Origin of the sequence: Gottfriedia acidiceleris (genome assembly GCF_050457485.1) — a bacterium.
In the GTDB taxonomy this organism is placed as follows: domain Bacteria; phylum Bacillota; class Bacilli; order Bacillales; family Bacillaceae_G; genus Gottfriedia; species Gottfriedia acidiceleris_D.
The window spans coordinates 83,471-102,930 of sequence record NZ_JBCMJM010000007.1; the positions used below are offsets into that span (position 1 = coordinate 83,471).

General features: G+C 35.6%; 11 protein-coding genes. 8 read left to right on the top strand and 3 right to left on the bottom strand.

The genetic code is table 11. From position 1 onward, the window contains the following. Window positions 1-207: 207 nt before the first annotated feature. Complete coding sequence (locus ABEY15_RS06980) at window positions 208-684, bottom strand: GyrI-like domain-containing protein (RefSeq protein WP_429889365.1); 477 nt, start codon at window positions 682-684, stop codon at window positions 208-210. Between the two features lie 56 nt (window positions 685-740). Next, the gene (locus ABEY15_RS06985; RefSeq protein WP_429889367.1) at window positions 741-1,220 is read right to left on the bottom strand and encodes a hypothetical protein; all 480 of its coding nucleotides are present in this window, start codon (window positions 1,218-1,220) and stop codon (window positions 741-743) included. Window positions 1,221-1,491: 271 nt separating this feature from the next. Between ABEY15_RS06985 and ABEY15_RS06990 the strand changes: the two genes are divergently transcribed. After that, window positions 1,492-2,460, top strand: coding sequence for a helix-turn-helix transcriptional regulator (locus ABEY15_RS06990; protein ID WP_429889369.1), 969 nt, complete (start codon window positions 1,492-1,494; stop codon window positions 2,458-2,460). A gap of 156 nt (window positions 2,461-2,616) precedes the next feature. Here ABEY15_RS06990 and ABEY15_RS06995 read toward each other — a convergent pair whose 3' ends face one another. Next, entirely contained in the window at window positions 2,617-4,665 is a 2,049-nt protein-coding gene (locus tag ABEY15_RS06995) for a sigma 54-interacting transcriptional regulator (protein ID WP_429889371.1), read from the bottom strand. A 322-nt stretch (window positions 4,666-4,987) separates the two neighbouring features. Between ABEY15_RS06995 and ABEY15_RS07000 the strand changes: the two genes are divergently transcribed. The 7 genes from ABEY15_RS07000 (at window position 4,988) to ABEY15_RS07030 (ending at window position 19,312) form a co-directional block, all read left to right on the top strand. Beyond that, window positions 4,988-5,746, top strand: a complete 759-nt coding sequence (locus ABEY15_RS07000) for a gamma-glutamyl-gamma-aminobutyrate hydrolase family protein (protein ID WP_429889373.1) — start codon at window positions 4,988-4,990, stop codon at window positions 5,744-5,746. A gap of 145 nt (window positions 5,747-5,891) precedes the next feature. Further along, entirely contained in the window at window positions 5,892-7,322 is a 1,431-nt protein-coding gene (locus ABEY15_RS07005) for a YfcC family protein (protein ID WP_429889375.1), read from the top strand. Between the two features lie 314 nt (window positions 7,323-7,636). Further along, entirely contained in the window at window positions 7,637-8,248 is a 612-nt protein-coding gene (locus tag ABEY15_RS07010; protein ID WP_429889377.1) for a TetR/AcrR family transcriptional regulator, read from the top strand. A 179-nt stretch (window positions 8,249-8,427) separates the two neighbouring features. Beyond that, on the top strand, window positions 8,428-9,441 hold the full coding sequence (locus tag ABEY15_RS07015) for a metallophosphoesterase (RefSeq protein WP_429889379.1): 1,014 nt from the start codon (window positions 8,428-8,430) through the stop codon (window positions 9,439-9,441). Window positions 9,442-9,492: 51 nt separating this feature from the next. Further along, window positions 9,493-10,365: an SDR family NAD(P)-dependent oxidoreductase gene (locus ABEY15_RS07020; protein ID WP_429889380.1), complete on the top strand. Its 873-nt coding sequence runs from the start codon at window positions 9,493-9,495 to the stop codon at window positions 10,363-10,365. 530 nt (window positions 10,366-10,895) lie between these two features. Then, on the top strand, window positions 10,896-15,023 hold the full coding sequence (locus ABEY15_RS07025) for a S8 family serine peptidase (protein WP_429889381.1): 4,128 nt from the start codon (window positions 10,896-10,898) through the stop codon (window positions 15,021-15,023). Between the two features lie 767 nt (window positions 15,024-15,790). After that, window positions 15,791-19,312 carry a S8 family serine peptidase gene (locus ABEY15_RS07030; protein WP_429889382.1) on the top strand — a complete coding sequence of 1,174 codons (3,522 nt, stop codon included), beginning with the start codon at window positions 15,791-15,793 and terminating at the stop codon, window positions 19,310-19,312. The last annotated feature ends 148 nt before the right edge of the window (window positions 19,313-19,460 follow it).

Genomic DNA, 19,460 nt, shown 5'->3' on the forward strand with positions numbered 1-19,460 from the left:
TTCGTACTAGCCATATACATAAACATGTGGAAATTTTTTTCTATTACATCATAATCCCAGAAAAGGTCCTGTCCCAGTAAATCCAGATGGTACATTCACAGCTACAGTACTCAGATAGAAGATATCGAATTAACTAATAAAGAGCCCCGAAAAATCGAGGCATTGACAACTAACTGGAAAAATCCTTTTTTTACATGATTTTTCTTATTATTTTTTAACCACAGGTACCCAAAATTCACCGTAGAAAGTGCCGTCGCCGTTATCTTTTCGATAAGTCGCGTTTGGACCACCAACGTACGCATAGTCAGTGATTTGGGCCAAGACTTCGCCAAAAGCACGGTATGTTAGCTGATCAAACAAAGTTTCCTTATCGCCACTTCCTGCGACCACGATGTACTCGCTCTCTGGAAATTCGATGATGCGCGTTGCGTCAGACACTGATTTGCCAGCTTCTACTGCAAAATAATTCCAAGGTTTTCCTTGATAAACTTCGTTGACTGACCATTCGCGATCGTCTTTTGCTGCGTCTTTGAGCTTATTAAAACGTCCGTCAGCCTTAAGAACACTCCAAAACTCAGCTTTTTCCTTTTGCATAGCTTGCATGTCTTGGAAATTCGACTGGATTGAAAAACCATAAGCGGTCAATGTGAATGATTTTTTATGTTCAAGTGTGTAATTTTCCATGTGATTGCTCCTTTTTTCAGATCATGTTTTTTTAATTTTGACAAATTTAGCAGAGTTTAGCCTTCGACTTTTTTTACACGAAGCCACATTTCGCCGCAGAATTCACCGTTTTCAGCTGATTTGACGAATGTTGAGTTACCAGGGCCAACGTATTTGTAGTCTGTGATTTCTTGCAACATGCCGCTGAAAACCTTACCTGTGATTTCGTCAGCAAGGTGATTTTTGTTAGTGCCTGTGCCAGGCACGACGAGGTAGTCACCAGCGAGGAAATCAAGGACAACCGCGCCTTCAACGTCAAATTCACCCATCACGCCAAAGCCGCGCCAAGCCTTGTGGTCGATGACGTAGTTAATTTGATATTCTTGCCCGTCAGCAAGCGCAAGAAGTTCAGCTAGCTTGCCATTTTCTGTGATTTCAGCTTTTTTCGCTGTAGTTTTTGCTGCATTACCTGCCCAGTCGTTGTAGTCCTCAAGTGAAACACCGAAAGCAGTCATTTTATAGTTTTCTAAGATTGTTTTGATTGAGTATCTAGACATTTAATTCTCTCCTTTGTGGATTTATTTTTTACAAGATTGATTCTATTAGCCAAATGTATCAAAAAATGATACTGTTTTTCGAAAATCAAATAAATAAAGTTTTATCAACTTTTCACCTTAAATATTTTCAGGAGAGCTGGTCAGCATAAGCTGCTTTGTTGATTGAACTATTAAGTATTTGTGATTTTGATTCATTTCACATTTTCAATAATTAAATGTAAATCTGTCATTCCTGTTATATATTTTGATACATTTTTGATACAATAAAAATATGAAGAAAATAGAACGAGTGAACCTGATCATGCGCTACATAAATAATCGAGCACATTTTACGATTGCTGAGATTCAGCGAGAGTTCAAGATATCCCGCGCGACGGCGATCCGCGACATTAACGAGATTCAGGCTATGGGATTTCCTCTGACGTCCGAGCCTGGTCGTGGTGGTGGCTACTATGTCATGCAAAATCAGTATCTGCCCGCCACCCGCTTTACGCCAGAAGAGCTGAAGGCGATGTTTATCAGCTTTATCGCCTCGAAAAATTCGCAGCTGCCGTATCTACAAAATCGCCGCTCAATCACTGAAAAACTCATCGGCATCGCGTCGCAAACCCAACAAGACGAGCTGATCGAGCTGAATAATATTTTGCTTTTTGAAAATACAAATCCTGCAAATCCAAATCTTTTGGAGCTCGATGATGCTGCGCCTGAAGAGCTGAACCAATTGATTTCTCTTGCTGTACGGGATAAACATTTACGCGTGACTTATGAGATGACTCCTGGCTGGCCTCAGTTGATGGACGTTTTTTTACTACATATTTTTAACTCGAACGCTCAGTGGCTGGTTGAGGTTTATGATTTTGATTCGGATGAGTTTCGTTATTTACCTGTTGAGATGCTGCGGGATTCGGCAATTTCTGAGAAGGAGATGAAATGGTCTGAACAAGAGATTTTAAACAAAAAACTGCTTTTTGCACGTGAGTCTAATCTTGTAGTGAAGCTTGATACGACCGGGATTCAGCGCTTTAAACGTATGCACCCGCCAGGAATTGTTTTGTCATTAACTGGGATGTTTCAGTCGAGTGGGATTTTCAATGTACAGCTGAATGTAACCGATGTTGAGGCGCTAGAGTATTATGCGGATTGGCTTTTGTTTTTGGGAAAAGGGGTCGATTTCGAGAGGATTCCTAATGAGCTGCGGGTAATTTTGGAAGAGCGTTTAGCCAATTTAAGATTTCCTTGAGTTTTATCTTAGATATCCGAGGATTTATGGTTGGCTAACGCATGCATATATTACATAAAACTTGGGAGCTGATGATCAGCCCCCATTTATTTTGTAGAAACGAAAAACCAAGGCTAGGTAAAAAGCTTAGAATTGAATTACACCGATGATAAGAAATTAAAGGTTACGTTCTAAGTTTGTGTTTAGAATCTCCCGAGCCTTGCTTGTTAGATTAATTCCTGACCTACCTCTTTTTGTTTGCAAATATCCTCTAATTTTTAGCGAATTCAACCGGTGTCTAACCTGTGCTTCAGATAAGTTTATTTCGAGTTCTTGACTCTTCTCAGAAATAATCCTTCTTCCGATGATCTTTCCATTTTCCTCATAATTCATGATGAGGTTAAGGATGAAAAGTGATTCTTCATCAAGAGTGATTGAGCCTGAATAAAAGGAAGAGATACTCTCGATCGGGTCGCTATTTGTTTTTCTATGAGGAGGTTTTTGAAAAAAATGTTGATTAGGCAAATCATTTTTCGTTAGTTGGTTTCCAGTACGGACAGCAAGCATATAATCAATGGTGTTTTTAAGTTCTCTTACATTTCCATACCATGGATACGCTTGAAGTTCTTCAATTAATTCATGTTCAATTTTGACTTTACGGTCCGATAACGCAACAAAATGTTTAGCCAATAATTCAACGTCATTTCGACGAAATCTTAATTCGGGAAGGTGTATAAAGAGTACCTTAAGCCTATGGTATAGGTCTTCTCTAAAAACATTTTCTTGAATCATTTTCAGTAGATTCTTATTGGTGGCTGCAATAATCCGAACATCTATGGGGATAATTTGACCTCCACCAACACGCATAATTTCTTTTTCCTGCAATACTCGCAGTAGTCGTGCTTGAAGTTTGAGACTAATATCTCCAATCTCATCCAAAAAAATAGTGCCACCATTTGCTTGCTCAAATAATCCTATTTTTCCGCCTTTTTTTGCTCCAGTAAAGGCTCCGTCCTCATAACCGAATAATTCACTCTCCACTAAATCATCCGATAAAGCACTAAAGTTAACGGCAAGAAAAGGGCCGCTATTTCGATAAGAAGCATTATGAATGGCACTTGGAAACAACTCTTTTCCTGTACCACTTTCACCTTCAATTAAAACAGTTAAATCATTCTTAGCTAGCCTTTTGGCAATCTGTTTCGTTTCTTGGATGGAAGAACTAATCCCGACGATATCAGGAAAGTTGTATTTTGCAATGTATCCTTTTTTTACAAATTCTTTTCTTAATTTACGTTCAAATCCAAGGGTCTTAAGGGCATTTCTAAAAGTTACAATAATTGATTGATCATTTATATGCAGACGTTCCACGATCACGTCTAAGCCGTTTACAACAAATATACCGCTTTCTTGTTGACTATTTGAAAGGATAAAAGTTAACAAATCAATATTATCAATAAAGGAATGAATAGGGTGACCGATAGCATGGTTGTTTTCTATTTTTAGCATATTTTCTAGGAATTCATTAAAAACAACAATCCTTCCTTTTTTATCAATAGCTAGTATTCCGTCGCCAACACCATCAATAACTTGATGAAGTTGTCGATGAGCTTTTGCTAGATTCTTTGTTAAATCTACTATTTTCCGATAATATCTCTCGGAAACATGGTTACCGTATTCCTCCATTAAATGGAATCGCTCCAAAATGGACATGATCGTTGTAATATCTATTAATCTATGACCTATATTAATCACTTTTTCTACAAAGTTGGGGATAATTTTAAGTTCGCCAGGTGTGATTGCAAGCTTAATCATTTGTATATTAGTTTTTCCTGGATAGTATGGGATATATTCAATATGGTTCAGTCCTAATTGACGCATGGTTTCAATCGATTCATATACTGTTTCGGGATTATCATTCACATATAGGGCTTGTGTTCCTTCTGGCAAAAATAAAAGTTGATCCACGTTTTCATAATTTAATGTCCGTTTTGCAATGATTACTTCGCAATTCTCCCCAATAAAGTCTTTGACCGTTTCTATCGTATATTTATTAGGTAATACGATTAATGTAGAATGAAATACTTTTGGAATACTTTCTTCTACAGAAAAACTTTCAATATCTATGAGGTCACTTAACATCTCTGCTAGTTGTTGATGCAGGGCTTTTCGTGTTTCTTTTAAAACGGTAATCAATACAATGTGATTGTTTTCAATTTCGGTCATAGAACACCTCTTTAGTTGAAGTTTATTGGTCTAAAGTTGGTTAATCAAATTGGTTATTATATAACCAAATAATAACCAATTATAAACCAAATCAACATGGCAAGCACTGGAGAAACAACGAAATATTTAAAAGAATGTAAATAATTATTTGAATTTTAATGTTGGCACGACACTTGCTTATATAAATAGCGTGTAAAGAATTAATGAAATTAGTAGAGTAGTAATCCACATATTCAATTCTTTATCATTTGTTAGAAAAAGGAGGAAGGTAAGAATATAAAACCACACAGTGAAAAACAACGAATATATGAGGTGAGAGGAAATGAAACCACTAATTGGCGTTACCGGGTATTATGTTGACCATAGTGAGATAGGGAAGGAAGGATTAAGGGGGCTACCAGGTCAAGATATGGCTATCTTTTCTTATGACTACATCCGTTCGCTTCAACGGGCGGGTGCAACGGTTGTACTGCTTCCAATCGAAGAAGTTGATGAAATCGATTCCACACTTACTCAACTAGATGGATTGTTATTGGCTGGTGGAGCGGATATCAATCCACTTTATTACGGTGATACTCCTAAATCATATTTAGGTACTGTAGAGGAAGAACGAGATAACTTTGAATTAAACCTGGCAAGAAAAGCTTTAGAAAGAGATATGCCTATTCTAGGAATTTGTCGAGGATTACAGGTGTTGAATGTTGCATCTGGTGGGACTCTTTATCAAGACTTAGAACATGAGATGGGCCCTGAACATTTCCATGTTCGGGAACAGTTTCGTAAATGGCAAGGCTCCCATTCTATTAATCTTCTTGAAGGGAGAAAAATTTATGAGGCTATTGGCCAAAAATCCTTAATGGTTAATTCTTTCCATCATCAAGCAGTGAAAACGTTGGGAAGAGATTTTGAAGTAAGTGCTTGGTCGTTTGATGGTGTGATAGAGGCCATCGAATCCAAAGCTCATCATTATGTAACAGCTGTCCAATGGCATCCAGAAATGATGTCCGAAAAGGATATTCTACAACAGCGTTTATTTAATCACTTTGTTAATGTAACCAGTAAAAAGGTAGTTAAATCCTAGAGTGTCTTAAGTAATAGAATTGATGGCATTCAGTTACCTCTTAAGGGATAAAGAGTTATTTGTAATATGACAGTCTGGTACGCTTTCGCAGTTGAGGTAACCAGACGATCAGTTGCCAAAAATTTTTTGAAAAGGGGATCGGTATATGAGTCAAATGTCAGAAAAATTAATTTCAGCCGAGTCAGGAGAAAAAAAGGAAAAAAGAGAATGGAAAATAAACGTATTTGCACTGTTACTTGTTTTTTTAGTCATTTCAACCTTAATTACACATATAATGCCAGCTGGAGAATATGCACATATTGAAAAAAATGGGCATACAACGGTAAATCCAGATTCATTCAGATGGATTGCATCAGCACCGCTTGGATTTTTTGATATGGTAAAAGCTATTCCTACAGGGATGGTAGAAGCGGCTAATATTATCTTTTTTGTGCTTATTATCGGAGGATTTTTTGGTGTATTAAAGGCATCAGGTACGGTTGAAGCTCTTGTTTCAACCATGGCAAAAAATCTCGCTAACCGTGAAAAGCTGATGATTCCTATTATAATGCTTTTCTTTGCACTTGGAGGATCATTAATGGGGATGGCTGAGGAAAGTTTGGCTTATGTACCTCTGTTTATTCCATTGGCTCTTGCACTTGGTTTTGATACGATAACAGGAACTGCGATGGTATTGGTAGGGGCGTCGGTCGGATTTACAACCGCAATTATGAATCCGTTTACAGTGGGGATGGCCCAAGGAATTGCAGGTCTTCCTATGTATTCTGGGATGGGTTTCCGCCTGGTATTATTTATAGTCATGTATCTTATTGCTGTTACATTTGTCTATCGTCATGCTATGAAAGTAAAGAGAAATCCATCAACTGGAATTTTTGGGAAATTCGATACAAAGAAATCAGACAATCTATTAACAGCGAAAGTAGAGCTAACAAGGAGACATAAGTGGATATTAACAGCATTTTTTATTAATTATGTTATTCTTGTTTTCGGTGTTATTAAGTATGAATGGTATATAACAGAAATTGCATCCTTATTTATTATCTTAACGATAGTAATTGCAATACTCGGCAAGATATCTATTGAAGATACCGTAGAATCCTTTACACAGGGAGCGGCATCTTTAGTCAGTGGAGCTTTAATTATTGGTGTATCGCGCGCCATTCTGGTCGTATTGAATCAAGGAGATATTATAGATCCCCTACTTCACCAAGTATCGGAAGGCATGAAACATATTCCTGCTTTTTTAAGTGTTGTCGGAATGTACAATTTCCAAGCGGCTATTCATTTCATTTTATCATCAGGTAGTGGTCATGCGATGTTGACAATGCCTATTATGGCACCGCTTGCAGATTTATTACACATTACACGCCAAACAACAGTATTATCCTTTTCCTTCGCTGATGGTATTGGAAATATTATTTTTCCAACAGGTGGTACACTAATGGCTGGGTTGGCAATTGCAGGAATTTCCTGGACAAGGTGGGCAAAGTGGATTCTCCCTTTAATTCTAATTGAATACACAATCGGTTTAATAGCGGTTATAATTGCTCATCTTATTAATTATGGTCCATTCTGAGATAGGACTGATCGTTCTATGTTTTTGGTATTTTAAGCATAGGAAATTTGTAGTTAATTTATGAGGAGACAATCGTTTTAAGAGATCATCTATATTGATGCTCTCTTTTTTTTATGCAATATTAATCGATTTTTTTATTGAGCTAAAACAATAAAACAATCGAGAATACTTCGACTAAATTGAGATGGGCACTCGTAGCATACACGGCTGACCACTTTAATGCGCTTAAACTTAAGGGTACGTTTGTTCAACAAGATCACGAGTAGAAAATAAAGTTTTTTGTTTAAGTGAATGGAAGATAGTGGAATAAGGGGATGCTTGATTTTAATCGAACGAACGTTTATTATAGGTTCATGAGATTAAAAGATGAAAATAAAAACGAAGCAATTTTTCAAGCGACGATTCAATTATTGAATGAGATCGGTTTTTCCGATATCTCAATGTCAAAAATCGCAAAACGAGCAAAAGTATCACCATCAACAATCTATGTTTATTTTGAAAATAAGGAGGATATGTTAAGCAAGCTGTATTCGAATGTTAAACAAAAGCTAAGCCAAAAAGTGTTAGCTGGTATTGAGGACTCTATGCCGGTCAAGATTGCATTTGAACAGGTGCTTCGAAATCAACTTGAATTCATTTTTAGCCATAAAGATGAATTTTTGTTTCTAGAACAATTTAGTAATTCTCCGTTAATTAAGAATTTGTGCATTGAAGATCATAGTTGGATGTTCCAACCTTTATTTGATTTAGTAAAAAGAGGTAGAGAACAAAAACTATTAAAAGAGTGCGATACAATGATGTTGTTAGTTTTAACAACTGCTCCTATTACGGATCTTGCTAAAATGCATTTTAATGGTGAGTTTGAGTTAAATGAAAAAAATATAAATGATTTGATCCAGATGAGTTGGGATGCGATTAAAGCTTAATGTATCCCAATTAATTTTTATTCTAAAATAAACGAACGTTCGATTATAATTTTTGTTTTGTTGTTTATAAGAGAGGAGGAAAAAGAATGAAAAAAATATTAAATATAGTAATATCGATTGCCATGTTAGGTTTTTTCGGCTTTTCAATTTGGTACATTGGCTATCAGTTGGATTCACTCTTGAATTTTTCGTCTTTTTGGACGATACAAACCATCGTTGCAATAGGGCTTATTGGATCAATGATTGTTATTGGAGTATCGGTTAAATCTAAGAATCGATTTGTTAGTGCACTTAACATCATAGGTGGCAATATCCTCATGTATTTTGCTTATCTGTTCATTTTGTTAATTATATTTAATATTATTCAACTCATATGGAGTCCACCTTTAGTAGTGAGTGGTATAACGATATTAACAATTGCCTTAATTGTGACAGCTGCAGGGGCGTTAATAGGATCATCGTTTGTCGTTAAGGAATCTGAAGTTCAGATAGCTGGACTTCAAAATGAATTATCGGTTATGCACATTACCGATGTTCATCTTGGCCATCATCGGGGAAAGGATTATCTTGCCGAGATCGTTAAGGAAACAAATGAACGAAATCCTGACCTAGTGCTTATCACTGGAGATTTGGTAGATGCTGAGACAGCACTTCATCCTGGCGTGTTAGATCCACTTTCTACTTTTAATGCACCTGTCTATTTTATTGAAGGCAACCATGAGAAATATGTTGGTAGCGATAAAGTGTTAAAGCTTATTGAACAGCAAGGGGTTCGTATTTTGCATAACGAGATTATTGAGACGCATGGCATACAAATAGTAGGTCTTGATTATATGAACGCAGACGAGAAAACTTTTGACATGCATCCTTCAGATAATACAAATACCATTAAATCAGTTTTAGCCAATCTTTCAATAAACAAAGAGATACCATCTGTGCTTATGCATCACAGTCCAGTAGGTGCCAAATATGCTGCTGCTGCAGGAATCGATCTAATGCTGTCAGGACATACACATGCAGGGCAAATTTTTCCTTTCACTTTACTTTCAGAGTTGATTTTCCCATACAACCGTGGGTTTCACGAACATGGAAAAATGAAGGTATTTGTCTCTGAAGGTGCTGGCACATATATGATGCGAGGGAGATTAGGTTCATCTAATGAGATTAATTTATTACATCTTGCACCAGAGTGAAATGAAGTAGTAAAAACAGCTTTCTAACTTAAATTAAAAAGGGGCATTCATATGGAAAATAAAATTATTTTAATTACAGGAGCTACAGATGGAATTGGAAAGGTAGCAGCTAAAACTTTGGCGAAGCAAGGCCATACTGTCATCATACACGGTCGAAATAGAAAAAAAGCTCAGTTAGTTTGTGATGAAATCAAAATAGAAACGGGAAATCCAAAGGTGGATATTTTAATAGCAGATTTATTTTCGTTTACTGACATTAAGCGCATGTCTGAGGATTTCAAGCAGAAATATGATCGACTCGATGTACTAATAAATAATGCAGGTGCATTCTTCGGTAAGAATAGAGAAGTAACGATAGATGGATATGAAAAAACAATGACACTTAACTTATTTTCACCATTACTTCTAACGGAATTATTATTGGATGTTCTGTCAAAAAGCCCTTCAGCTAGAATTATTAATACATCATCTGCAACACATAAAATGCCAGCAGCAAAACCAGTTTTTAACGATTTACAACTAGAAAAAAACTACACTCCATCTAAATCTTATGCTTTGTCAAAATTATATACTATTTGGGTAACAAGGCACCTGGCAAATGTTCTGAAAGATAGAGGATTAAATAATATAACCGCAAATGTTTATCACCCAGGTGCTGTCGCAACTAGATTTGGACAGGATAGTGACAAAGGTTTTATTAGTAATATGATATTTAAATTGGCTCTTCCATTCATGACGAATCCAGATAAAGGAGCTGACACAACCGTTTATTTAGCAACATCCAGAGATGTAGAGAATATTACTGGTAAATACTTTGGTAACATGAAAGAGGAAAAAACGAGTGATAAATTTTATTCAGCAGAGAACGAAACAAAGATTTGGGATTATTGTATGCAAATTATTAGCCCATTTTTGAAAAAATAAAGCAGAAAAAGCGCGCTAGAAATAAAAAAATAGCCGACACGTTAGAAAAATATTTCACGTTGTGACTAAAAGGGTGTACGGGAACCGACGTACACCCTTTTTTAATTAGTTATAAAGAATTCTCACTTGAAGACGATTGTGAGGACGCACATGTAATGTCCTATTGGAATGATATCTTTCAATAGTTTTTTTTGTTTATGAAAGTATAAATTGGAGAGAGAAAAGTTAATTCGAAGTGGTGCCCAGTTTTAGGAATTAAGTATAAGTCAAACTACGTCTTTGTTTTCGCTTTAACGGCCGCTAGTAGGTTTGATTAAAACTACTAAGTAAATGTTGTTCAATATTTTTAGGGAATATAGTCGAAAATCGTAATATTTTTATAGTACTTGCGATAATAAAGGGTTAAAATAACCCATTTGACCAAAAAGTGAATTTTCTGAATAATTATAGAGAGAAATTAAATGATCGTTAAACAGATCATAGCCATCATTTAATTTTAGTGACAATTATTAATTACTAGGAGGAAGAAAATGGGGAAATCGGTACAAAGAAGTAAGATTGTAAAAAGCATGACTGTTTTAGCTCTATCGTCTAGTTTTCTTTTAGCTTCATTTGGTAATGTAACGAATGTATCAAAAGCTGTTAGCTCTACAAACGTTGAGGACATTCTCGCTAAGCTAACACCAACGCAAAGGGCTGCTTTAAACAAACTATCAACGAATGCAACAACAGGTCTTCAAATTTCTTCTGATATAGATCTAAGTACTATAGAACAAGCAAATGTAATTGTTGAGTTTGTACACAAGCCTGTAAAAGTTGCTCAAATTGAAGCTAGTTTAGAAGGGAAGCAATTATCTGCAACTGAGGCTACACAATTAGTTGATCAAGATCATAATACCTTTCAAGAAGATGTAGACCAAATATTAACAGATGAAAATAATTCAAAAGTAAACTATAAGATTAATCGTATATATAAACATACTTTTAACGGTGTTTCGATTAGCCTACCAGCAAACCAAATTAAGAATCTATTAAAATCGAAGGCTGTAAAAAATGTATGGAGTGATGAGACGTTTTCAATTGATCCACCTAATCATAAGGAACAAAGTGAACAATTAAAGGCAGATGAATATAACATTGCAAATTATTCACCTTACGATGGATTAGATCGTTTACATGCCGAGGGCTATACGGGGAAAGGCATTAAGATAGGAATTCTTGATACAGGTATTGATTATAACCATCCTGATTTAAAAGATGCCTATAAAGGTGGCTATGATTTCGTTGATAATGATAATGATCCGATGGAAGCTACATATGCTGATTGGAAAAAATCAGGAAAACCTGAGCTCTCGGGATCAAATACATATTATACAGAACATGGTACACATGTTGCGGGAATAATCGGCAGTCGAGGTGTTGCTGATACTGAATATAAAACTGTTGGAGCTGCACCGGAGGCAGATATTTATTCATACAGGGTTCTTGGACCATATGGAACTGGAAAAGGTTCTGACATTATAGCAGCGCTAGATAGGGCAGTAAGTGATGGGATGGATATCATTAATATGTCACTAGGTGCAACAATAAATGATCCGCTGTTTGCGACTTCGGTAGCTGTAAACAATGCTGTTCTAAGTGGCGTTACGACTGTAGTTGCCGCTGGTAATAGTGGAAATGGAATGTATACACTTGGCTCTCCAGGATCATCAGCATTAGCATTAACAGTTGGTGCATCAACTAGTGCAATAGATCTTTTCCAGTTTTCAGGTTTTCAAAATAGTAAAGAATATACTGTTAGAGAATTAGCCAGAAACTATACAGACGATCCAACAGCATTAAAAGGAAAAACGTTTAATCTAGTTGATGTTGGTTTAGGAAAAGGTATTGATTATAACGGAAAAGATGTAAAAGGAAAAATTGCTTTTATTCAAAGAGGTGAAACTTCTTTTATTGATAAAATCAAACTAGCGAAGGCTAAGGGGGCTGTTGCAGTAATAATTTATAATAATGACGTCAACAAAGCTGAAGGGATCATACAAGGGTATGTCGGTGAATCTCTATTAGCCATTCCTACATTTTCGATGTCAAATGAAGATGGCCTAGCAATCTCAAATGCGATTAAACAAGGAAGTTCTGACTTTACTTTTGGTGATTATACGAAATTTAAAACACCTGAGGATGAACTAACATCATTTAGTTCAAGAGGACCATCTCGCATAAATTATGACATAAAGCCAGAAGTAACGGCGCCAGGTGCAGCAATTCTTTCGACTGTTCCATTTTATGTAAATAATAAAACAGGAGATGGATCAAAACCGGAAGATTATAAAATTGCATATGAACGCCTATCTGGAACATCAATGGCGACTCCGTATGTTGCAGGAGTGTCAGCACTATTACTACAATCAAATAAAAATCTACAGCCAGCAAATATAAAATCTATATTGATGAATACGGCTGATCCTTTAAAGAAGGATTATAGTGTATATGAAGTTGGTAGCGGAAGAGTAGATGCATATGAAGCAATTCACTCAAACGTAGAATTAAATGTGGTAGATAGTACGCCAACAATTATTGATGGAAAAGAAAAATCAATTAAAGAGCTAACAGGTGCGATGAATTTTGGGTCATTTAGTTTTAAAAACGAAGAAATTGCGGCGAACCGACAAATTATACTAAACAATAGTAGTGAACAAGTGAAGACATTTAGTATTGATGTTAAATATCAAACTGGATTAAGAGGTTCTAAAGATGCAAACTTAAATGATGTTACCTTAACTGGTCCTTCCTCAGTAACTCTAGATGGAAGTAGTCAAAAACCGATTAACTTTCATTTGAAAATACCTGCAAATGCCGAAAAAGGAATTTATGAAGGGTATATCGTCTTTACGAATGATGCAGATCCAACAGAACAGTATCAAATACCATTCGGTGTTCACTATGTAAAAGAAGGATTTAATTCAGCGGCTACATACAATAAGATGATGACATCAGATTATACTAATTATTACCCATTACTTGAATTTAACGCAGGTGCAACTTTTAATTTAAGTTCTAGTATGGAAACGATTGATTTCGTTTTACTTGATAGTGAAACAGATGAAGAAATCGGTTATTTAGGACAAATCCCTGCATCGCAATTGGATGAAAATACTGATTATTATGTCACTGGTGCCTTTACCGGATACTATAATCCTTTCACTAATGACCCGAAAAACCCAGTATCATCTACAATTGTAAAAGTACCTTATGGGCCAGCACATTATAAGATAAAAATGATCGGTACTAATAGAGATGGTAAAACATTTTCGATGACTGACCATGTAATGGTTGATATTACTGGTCCTACTTTTACAACAGATTTAGAAGAAGGCGTTATCGAGGTTAAACCTGGTACAACATCTTATCCAATTAAAGGTACAGTTTTTGATAAAACGCAAGATGATTATCATACGCAAGGTATTTCTATTGATCAATCGGGTAATTTTGTGATGATAAAAAATAATAATACTACCTTTTCAAATGGTTTCAATGTTGATGCAAAAGGAAATTTTGCCTATAATATCCCGATTGACCCTTCTGCAAAAAGCGTCAATGTTGAACTTGCAGGATATAATTCAGCTAAGATTGGTACAAGAAACAAATATTTTACATTTATTCCACAAGGCACTCCACTTGTTTATGGAAGTGTTGATCAAAAAATGGTAAATGCAGGTGAAAATGTAAAGGTGAACCTAACAGCATATAACGTTACTGATGCAAAAAAAATAGCTAGTAGCCTTTCATTTTCAAATAATCAATTAGAAATTGTAGATGTAAAGCTTAATCCAGCAATTGAAAAATTTGGTTCAGCGAAACTCACATCTAATTCAGCTCCATCAGGATTGAATACAAATGTAAATGTAAATATAGAGATGACTAACGGAACAGTGACAGGTGATGTACCATTTGCAGAAGTAACGTTAAAAGTAAAAGATAATACTTATAATTTTTATTCGCCTTTTAAATCATCTTCTGCATCTTATATAAATGAATCTAACCAATCAATTGCAATGAATTCAACAATACCACCAATTTGGTTCAAACCAACTTATTCAAAAATTTCAGGAAGTATTGGAATTCCAGTCTCATTGCAAAAAGAAGGTAAGAGTTCATGGAGGGTAGCCCCTTCGCAGATTGGTGCAGTTCTATCAGTAAAGGATCAAAACGGTAACATCTACCCAGGAGTTATTAATCAATTTGGCCAAGTATCCGTGGATAAATTACCAAAAACACTCGATGAAATGGTCGTATCACTCGATATTCCTGGCCATTTCACAATCTATGAACCTTTCCATGTGGGCTTCCTAGATGACGAAGGCGCACTAACTGCTCATTGGAATCCTGAAATCAATTTTAATGCTGCAATTCCTGGAGACGTTAATAAAGATAATGTCATTGATTTGAAGGACGCCTTAGCGATCCAAACTAATTGGGGAACTGACAGTCGCAGTGCAGACATTAATTTTGACAAAATCGTAGACGCAAAAGACTTTGCATTCATCGAAAATAATTTCTTAATGCAAAATCCAACGGTGGAAAACGCTCCAAAACCTCTAGAAAAATATAAATCAAAATCACTTGAGGATATTAAGAGAGAGTTAGGGTTGAATTAATTTTTCTAATGGAAAAGACGACTGTTATTAAGTCGTCTTTTTTCAAGTTTAAAAAATCTTACCGAGTTGTCTGAATATCGTCTGATTTTTTAAAATTCCGCTTGAAGTACGACTCGGGATAGTGGTTAGAAGTTTGGTAGTATTTTAGTAATCCATTGCTTTAAATATTAATCTTAGAAGAGGAGTGTGTCCCAAAAGTAAATCTTTTTAGGGGCACCTTTTTTTTGAAAAAACAAGAAAATCCTCTCTTTTGATAGATTGAATAAAATGGAGCCTACTATCTTTTCGTCTCTTCATCTAGGTAGCCATTGACCGCTATAACATCCAAAAATGAAGATAGTGACTTGTCTTGAAAATAATAAAGTTGAACTATTTAAGCTTTATTTAATTCTTTCTATTTTACTATTTTTATTTGTACTTCAAGTCAGAAATTCATAATTTTTTCCTTTAATTTGTTATTTAATCAATAAATTTGCTCACCGACTTAGTTGGATAATCCCGATTAAATCATTCTTTTTAGAAGCCTCTCGACCAAATAAGTCAAAATTCCCTTATTTTCTACTTGAGTTTTTGTTTTTTAGTTTTTATCCATAGGTCTAAAGGTCATATAAATAACCCAATATGTTTCTTGCAACAACGCAATTAAAATTAGTATAGTACCAGATTTGGCCAAAGAATGAGAATCAATCTTTTTGGTGCTTTTGAGTTAAATCTATTTCATTTTAATAGATTAAGAAAATGAAAGTTTACTGTAGAGGAGAGTAAAAATGAAAAAGAAAAAAAGTTTTCCTTACAAAGTTCTTGCAACAACAACTTTGGTTACAATGTTATTTACATCAACAGGATTTGCTGAGGGAACAGAGGAGAATCAGATCCCAGCTCCAAGTATTGAAGAAATTGTAAAACAAGGTCAGCAAATTTTTGCTGATGAGCAAAAACAAACTGCTGAAGATGCGGTAGATGAGTTTGGCTATAAAGATTTAAAAGAGAAGGGAATAGTAAAACCTTATAAACCAGATGAAAAAGTACGTGTAATCGTTGAAGTTGAGAAGCCGGCAACAGTTTCGGAAGAGTCTAATCAAAGTAAAAGAGCACATTTTAAACAAAAACAAGATGAAGCGATTGAACACATTTCTAAGAAATCAGATGTGAAAGTTAAACAGCGTTTTTATGAAGGATTTAATGGTTTTAGTGTAGAAACTGAATTTCGTAACTTAGAGGAAATTCAATCGACTCCAGGTGTAACAAATGTACATATCGCAAGAAAATTTCAACCTTCTATGGGGGCAAGCAAAGAATTAGTACAAGCTCAAAAAGTATGGCAGGATTATGGCTATCAAGGAGAAGGATTACTTGTTGCTATAGTCGACACAGGAATAGACTATACTCATAAAGATATGACGTTGACGGAAAAAGGAAAAGCAAAGGAAAAGTATTCGAAAGAAAGTATTCAAAAAAAATTCGCGGAAACTGGTGTGGGCGAAGTATGGTATAGCGACAAGGTACCAACAGGATATGACTGGGCGGATCATGATACAGATGTCATTCCACACAGTGCAGGGAATTCACACGGTATGCATGTTGCAGGTACAGTAGGAGCGAATGGTGACGAAGCAAATGACGGAGTAAAAGGTATTGCACCAGGGGTACAGTTGTTGGCAGAAAAAGTATTCTCTGATAATGCAAATGGAGCATATGAAGATGATATTATTGCTGGTATCGAGCACGCGGTGACAATGGGAGCAGATGTCATTAACATGAGTTTAGGAACTGACGCAGGTTTCGTAAGTGAAGAAGATGATCCAATTCAAAAGGCAATCCGTGAAGCAACCGAACAAGGTACGCTTGTAGTTGTAGCGGGAGGAAACTCTGCTTATAGCACAAAAAATAAACTAATACCGTCTTCCGTAAAACCGTATGCTGAAAATCCAGATATTGGAACAGTTGGTGAACCAGGAGTAAGCCCATATGCATTATCTGTTGCTTCCTATGAAAATACGAGTATACACATGGCATCTCTTAAATCTGAAGATGGTTTACAGTTACCATACCAAGACCAAACACAGTTTGATATGAGACTTTCTAGTGTATTATCGCCACTTGAATCTTACGAGATGGTATATGTAGGAGAAGGTAAAACAGCTGATTTTAAAGATAAAGATGTGACAAATAAAATTGTCATTGCAAAACCAAATGCAAAATATGGTTCATATACTTATATTCAAACCGAAGCGAAAAAGAAGAATGCAAAGGCAGTAATCCTTGTACCTGCGAATGAAGATGTTGACTATCCATTCGTATATTTTAGCTCATACTTTACACCTGCTGCAACGACTAGCAGAGCAGTTGGGGCTACTTTAATTTCTCAGTTAACGAGCGGTCATATTGTGAAAATGCAACCGTCAACTGGAATCTATGTTGATAATCCAAATAAGAATACGATGTCATATTTCTCATCTTATGGTACACCACATACATTAGACTTTAAGCCTGAGATTTCTGCACCTGGTGGTAAAATTTATTCGACTGTTCCAGGAAATCAATATGAGGTAATGAGCGGAACATCTATGGCAAGTCCTCATGTTGCAGGAGGTTCAGCATTAATACTGCAATCACTATATGAAAAAGGTTTAACTCATTCAGAAGAAACAGCTTTAAAAGCAAAAATTGCATTAATGAATACTGCAAAGTTAGTTCTTGATCCTTCTACGAATAATGAAGTACCGTATTCCCCACGCGTACAAGGTTCGGGCTTAATGCAAATTGAAAATGCGATTAAAACACCAGTACTTGTGACAAGAGAAAAAACTTCGCTTGAGCAAGCAGGAGCAGTTGCGTTAAAAGAGATTAAATCTGATAATGTACACTTCAAATTAAATGCAGAAGCGCTTCAAAATCTGAATATAAAAGATTTAGAATATCAAGTATATGTTGACGTTTTAACGGACGGTAAAGAAACAAAAGAATTTGACCTAGATAATGATGGAACATTGGATTCAAAAGAATATTTAACGTTAAAAAGCGAGCGTGTACAAGGTGCTATCGCGTCTGTGAATGGAGAAACAGTATCGTCTACAGCAGGAAAAACATTAAAAATTAAACCAGGACAAGAAAAAAATCTCGATATTCAAATTCAACTCCCTTCAAGCTTAAAGAAAGGTACATTTGTTGAGGGGTATGTCCGTTTAGTTCCATCTGGTAAAAACAGTGAGTCAGCAGTTCCTTTAACGGTTCCATACATGGGTTATTATGGTGAATGGGATCAACCACAAAATATTGATCCTGCAGCATATGAAAAAGATGCGTTCTTAGGATATACAACACTTTGGAATGACGAACCATTTTCTGAAAACACATTCCCATTAGGATATGATCCAAAAACAGCAACATTTAATAAGGATCGAATTGTTATTTCTCCTAATGCTGGGTTAAATACAGTGTTCCCAACATTTACTGTATTACGTAATTTAGAAAAGACTGAAATGTACGTGGAGAATGAAAATGGAGAAATGATTAAATACCTAGGTGACTTTAGTGAATATACTGGAAAGCCATGGAAGTTCCGTAAAAATATTATGTCTTACAGCGACTATATGAATGGTGGTTATGTATGGGATGTAACAGACGAAAGCGGAAAAGTTGTTAAGGATGGCACTTATAACTATGTCATTAAATCAACATTAGATTATAAGGATGCGAAACCACAAATCGTGAAACTTCCTTTCCATGTTGATTCAGTTGCACCTGTTGTATCCGATATTCAAGTAAAGCCTATAAATGGTCAATATGAAATTTCATTCAAAGCTACAGATAATGAAAAAGGAAGTGGCTATTACGGTGCGATTGTATGGTATAACGGTAAATATAAGCCTTTACAACCTGGTCAAACATCTGTACTTGTAAAAGAAGAGCCTAAGAGTGTTGTTGTATTAGGTTCGGACTATGCTTTAAACCATCGTTACACGGTTTGGGGAGACCCTTCTTATATTAATGAAGGAATGCTTGTTAGCTATTTCAGTGTATACCCGAATAAAAATGTTAATGCAAGTACTCCTGCTCTAATCAGCGGTTATGGCAATAACAAAGTGAATTGGAAAATTAATGTTAAGGATGTAAACGGCAACCTTGTTGATTCTTTTAATGTTGATAATCAAGTTGAAATTCACTTAAAATGGGCTCCGGAAGCTACTGTTCCAAGTGGTACGTATACAATATCAGCAGATGTGATAAATAAAGACGGCTTTAAAGTAACTACAAAACCACAGACAGTTACCGTTTTACAAAAATAATGTATCAAAAATAAAAATGCAGGAAAGAATGTTACCTGCATTTTTATTTTTGTGATCTATTTTTATTTACACGGTAAAATTGAAGTAAGAAATAAACTTCTGATTCTTTAAGATTCCGCTTGAAGTATTTGAAAAAGTTACAGTCCAA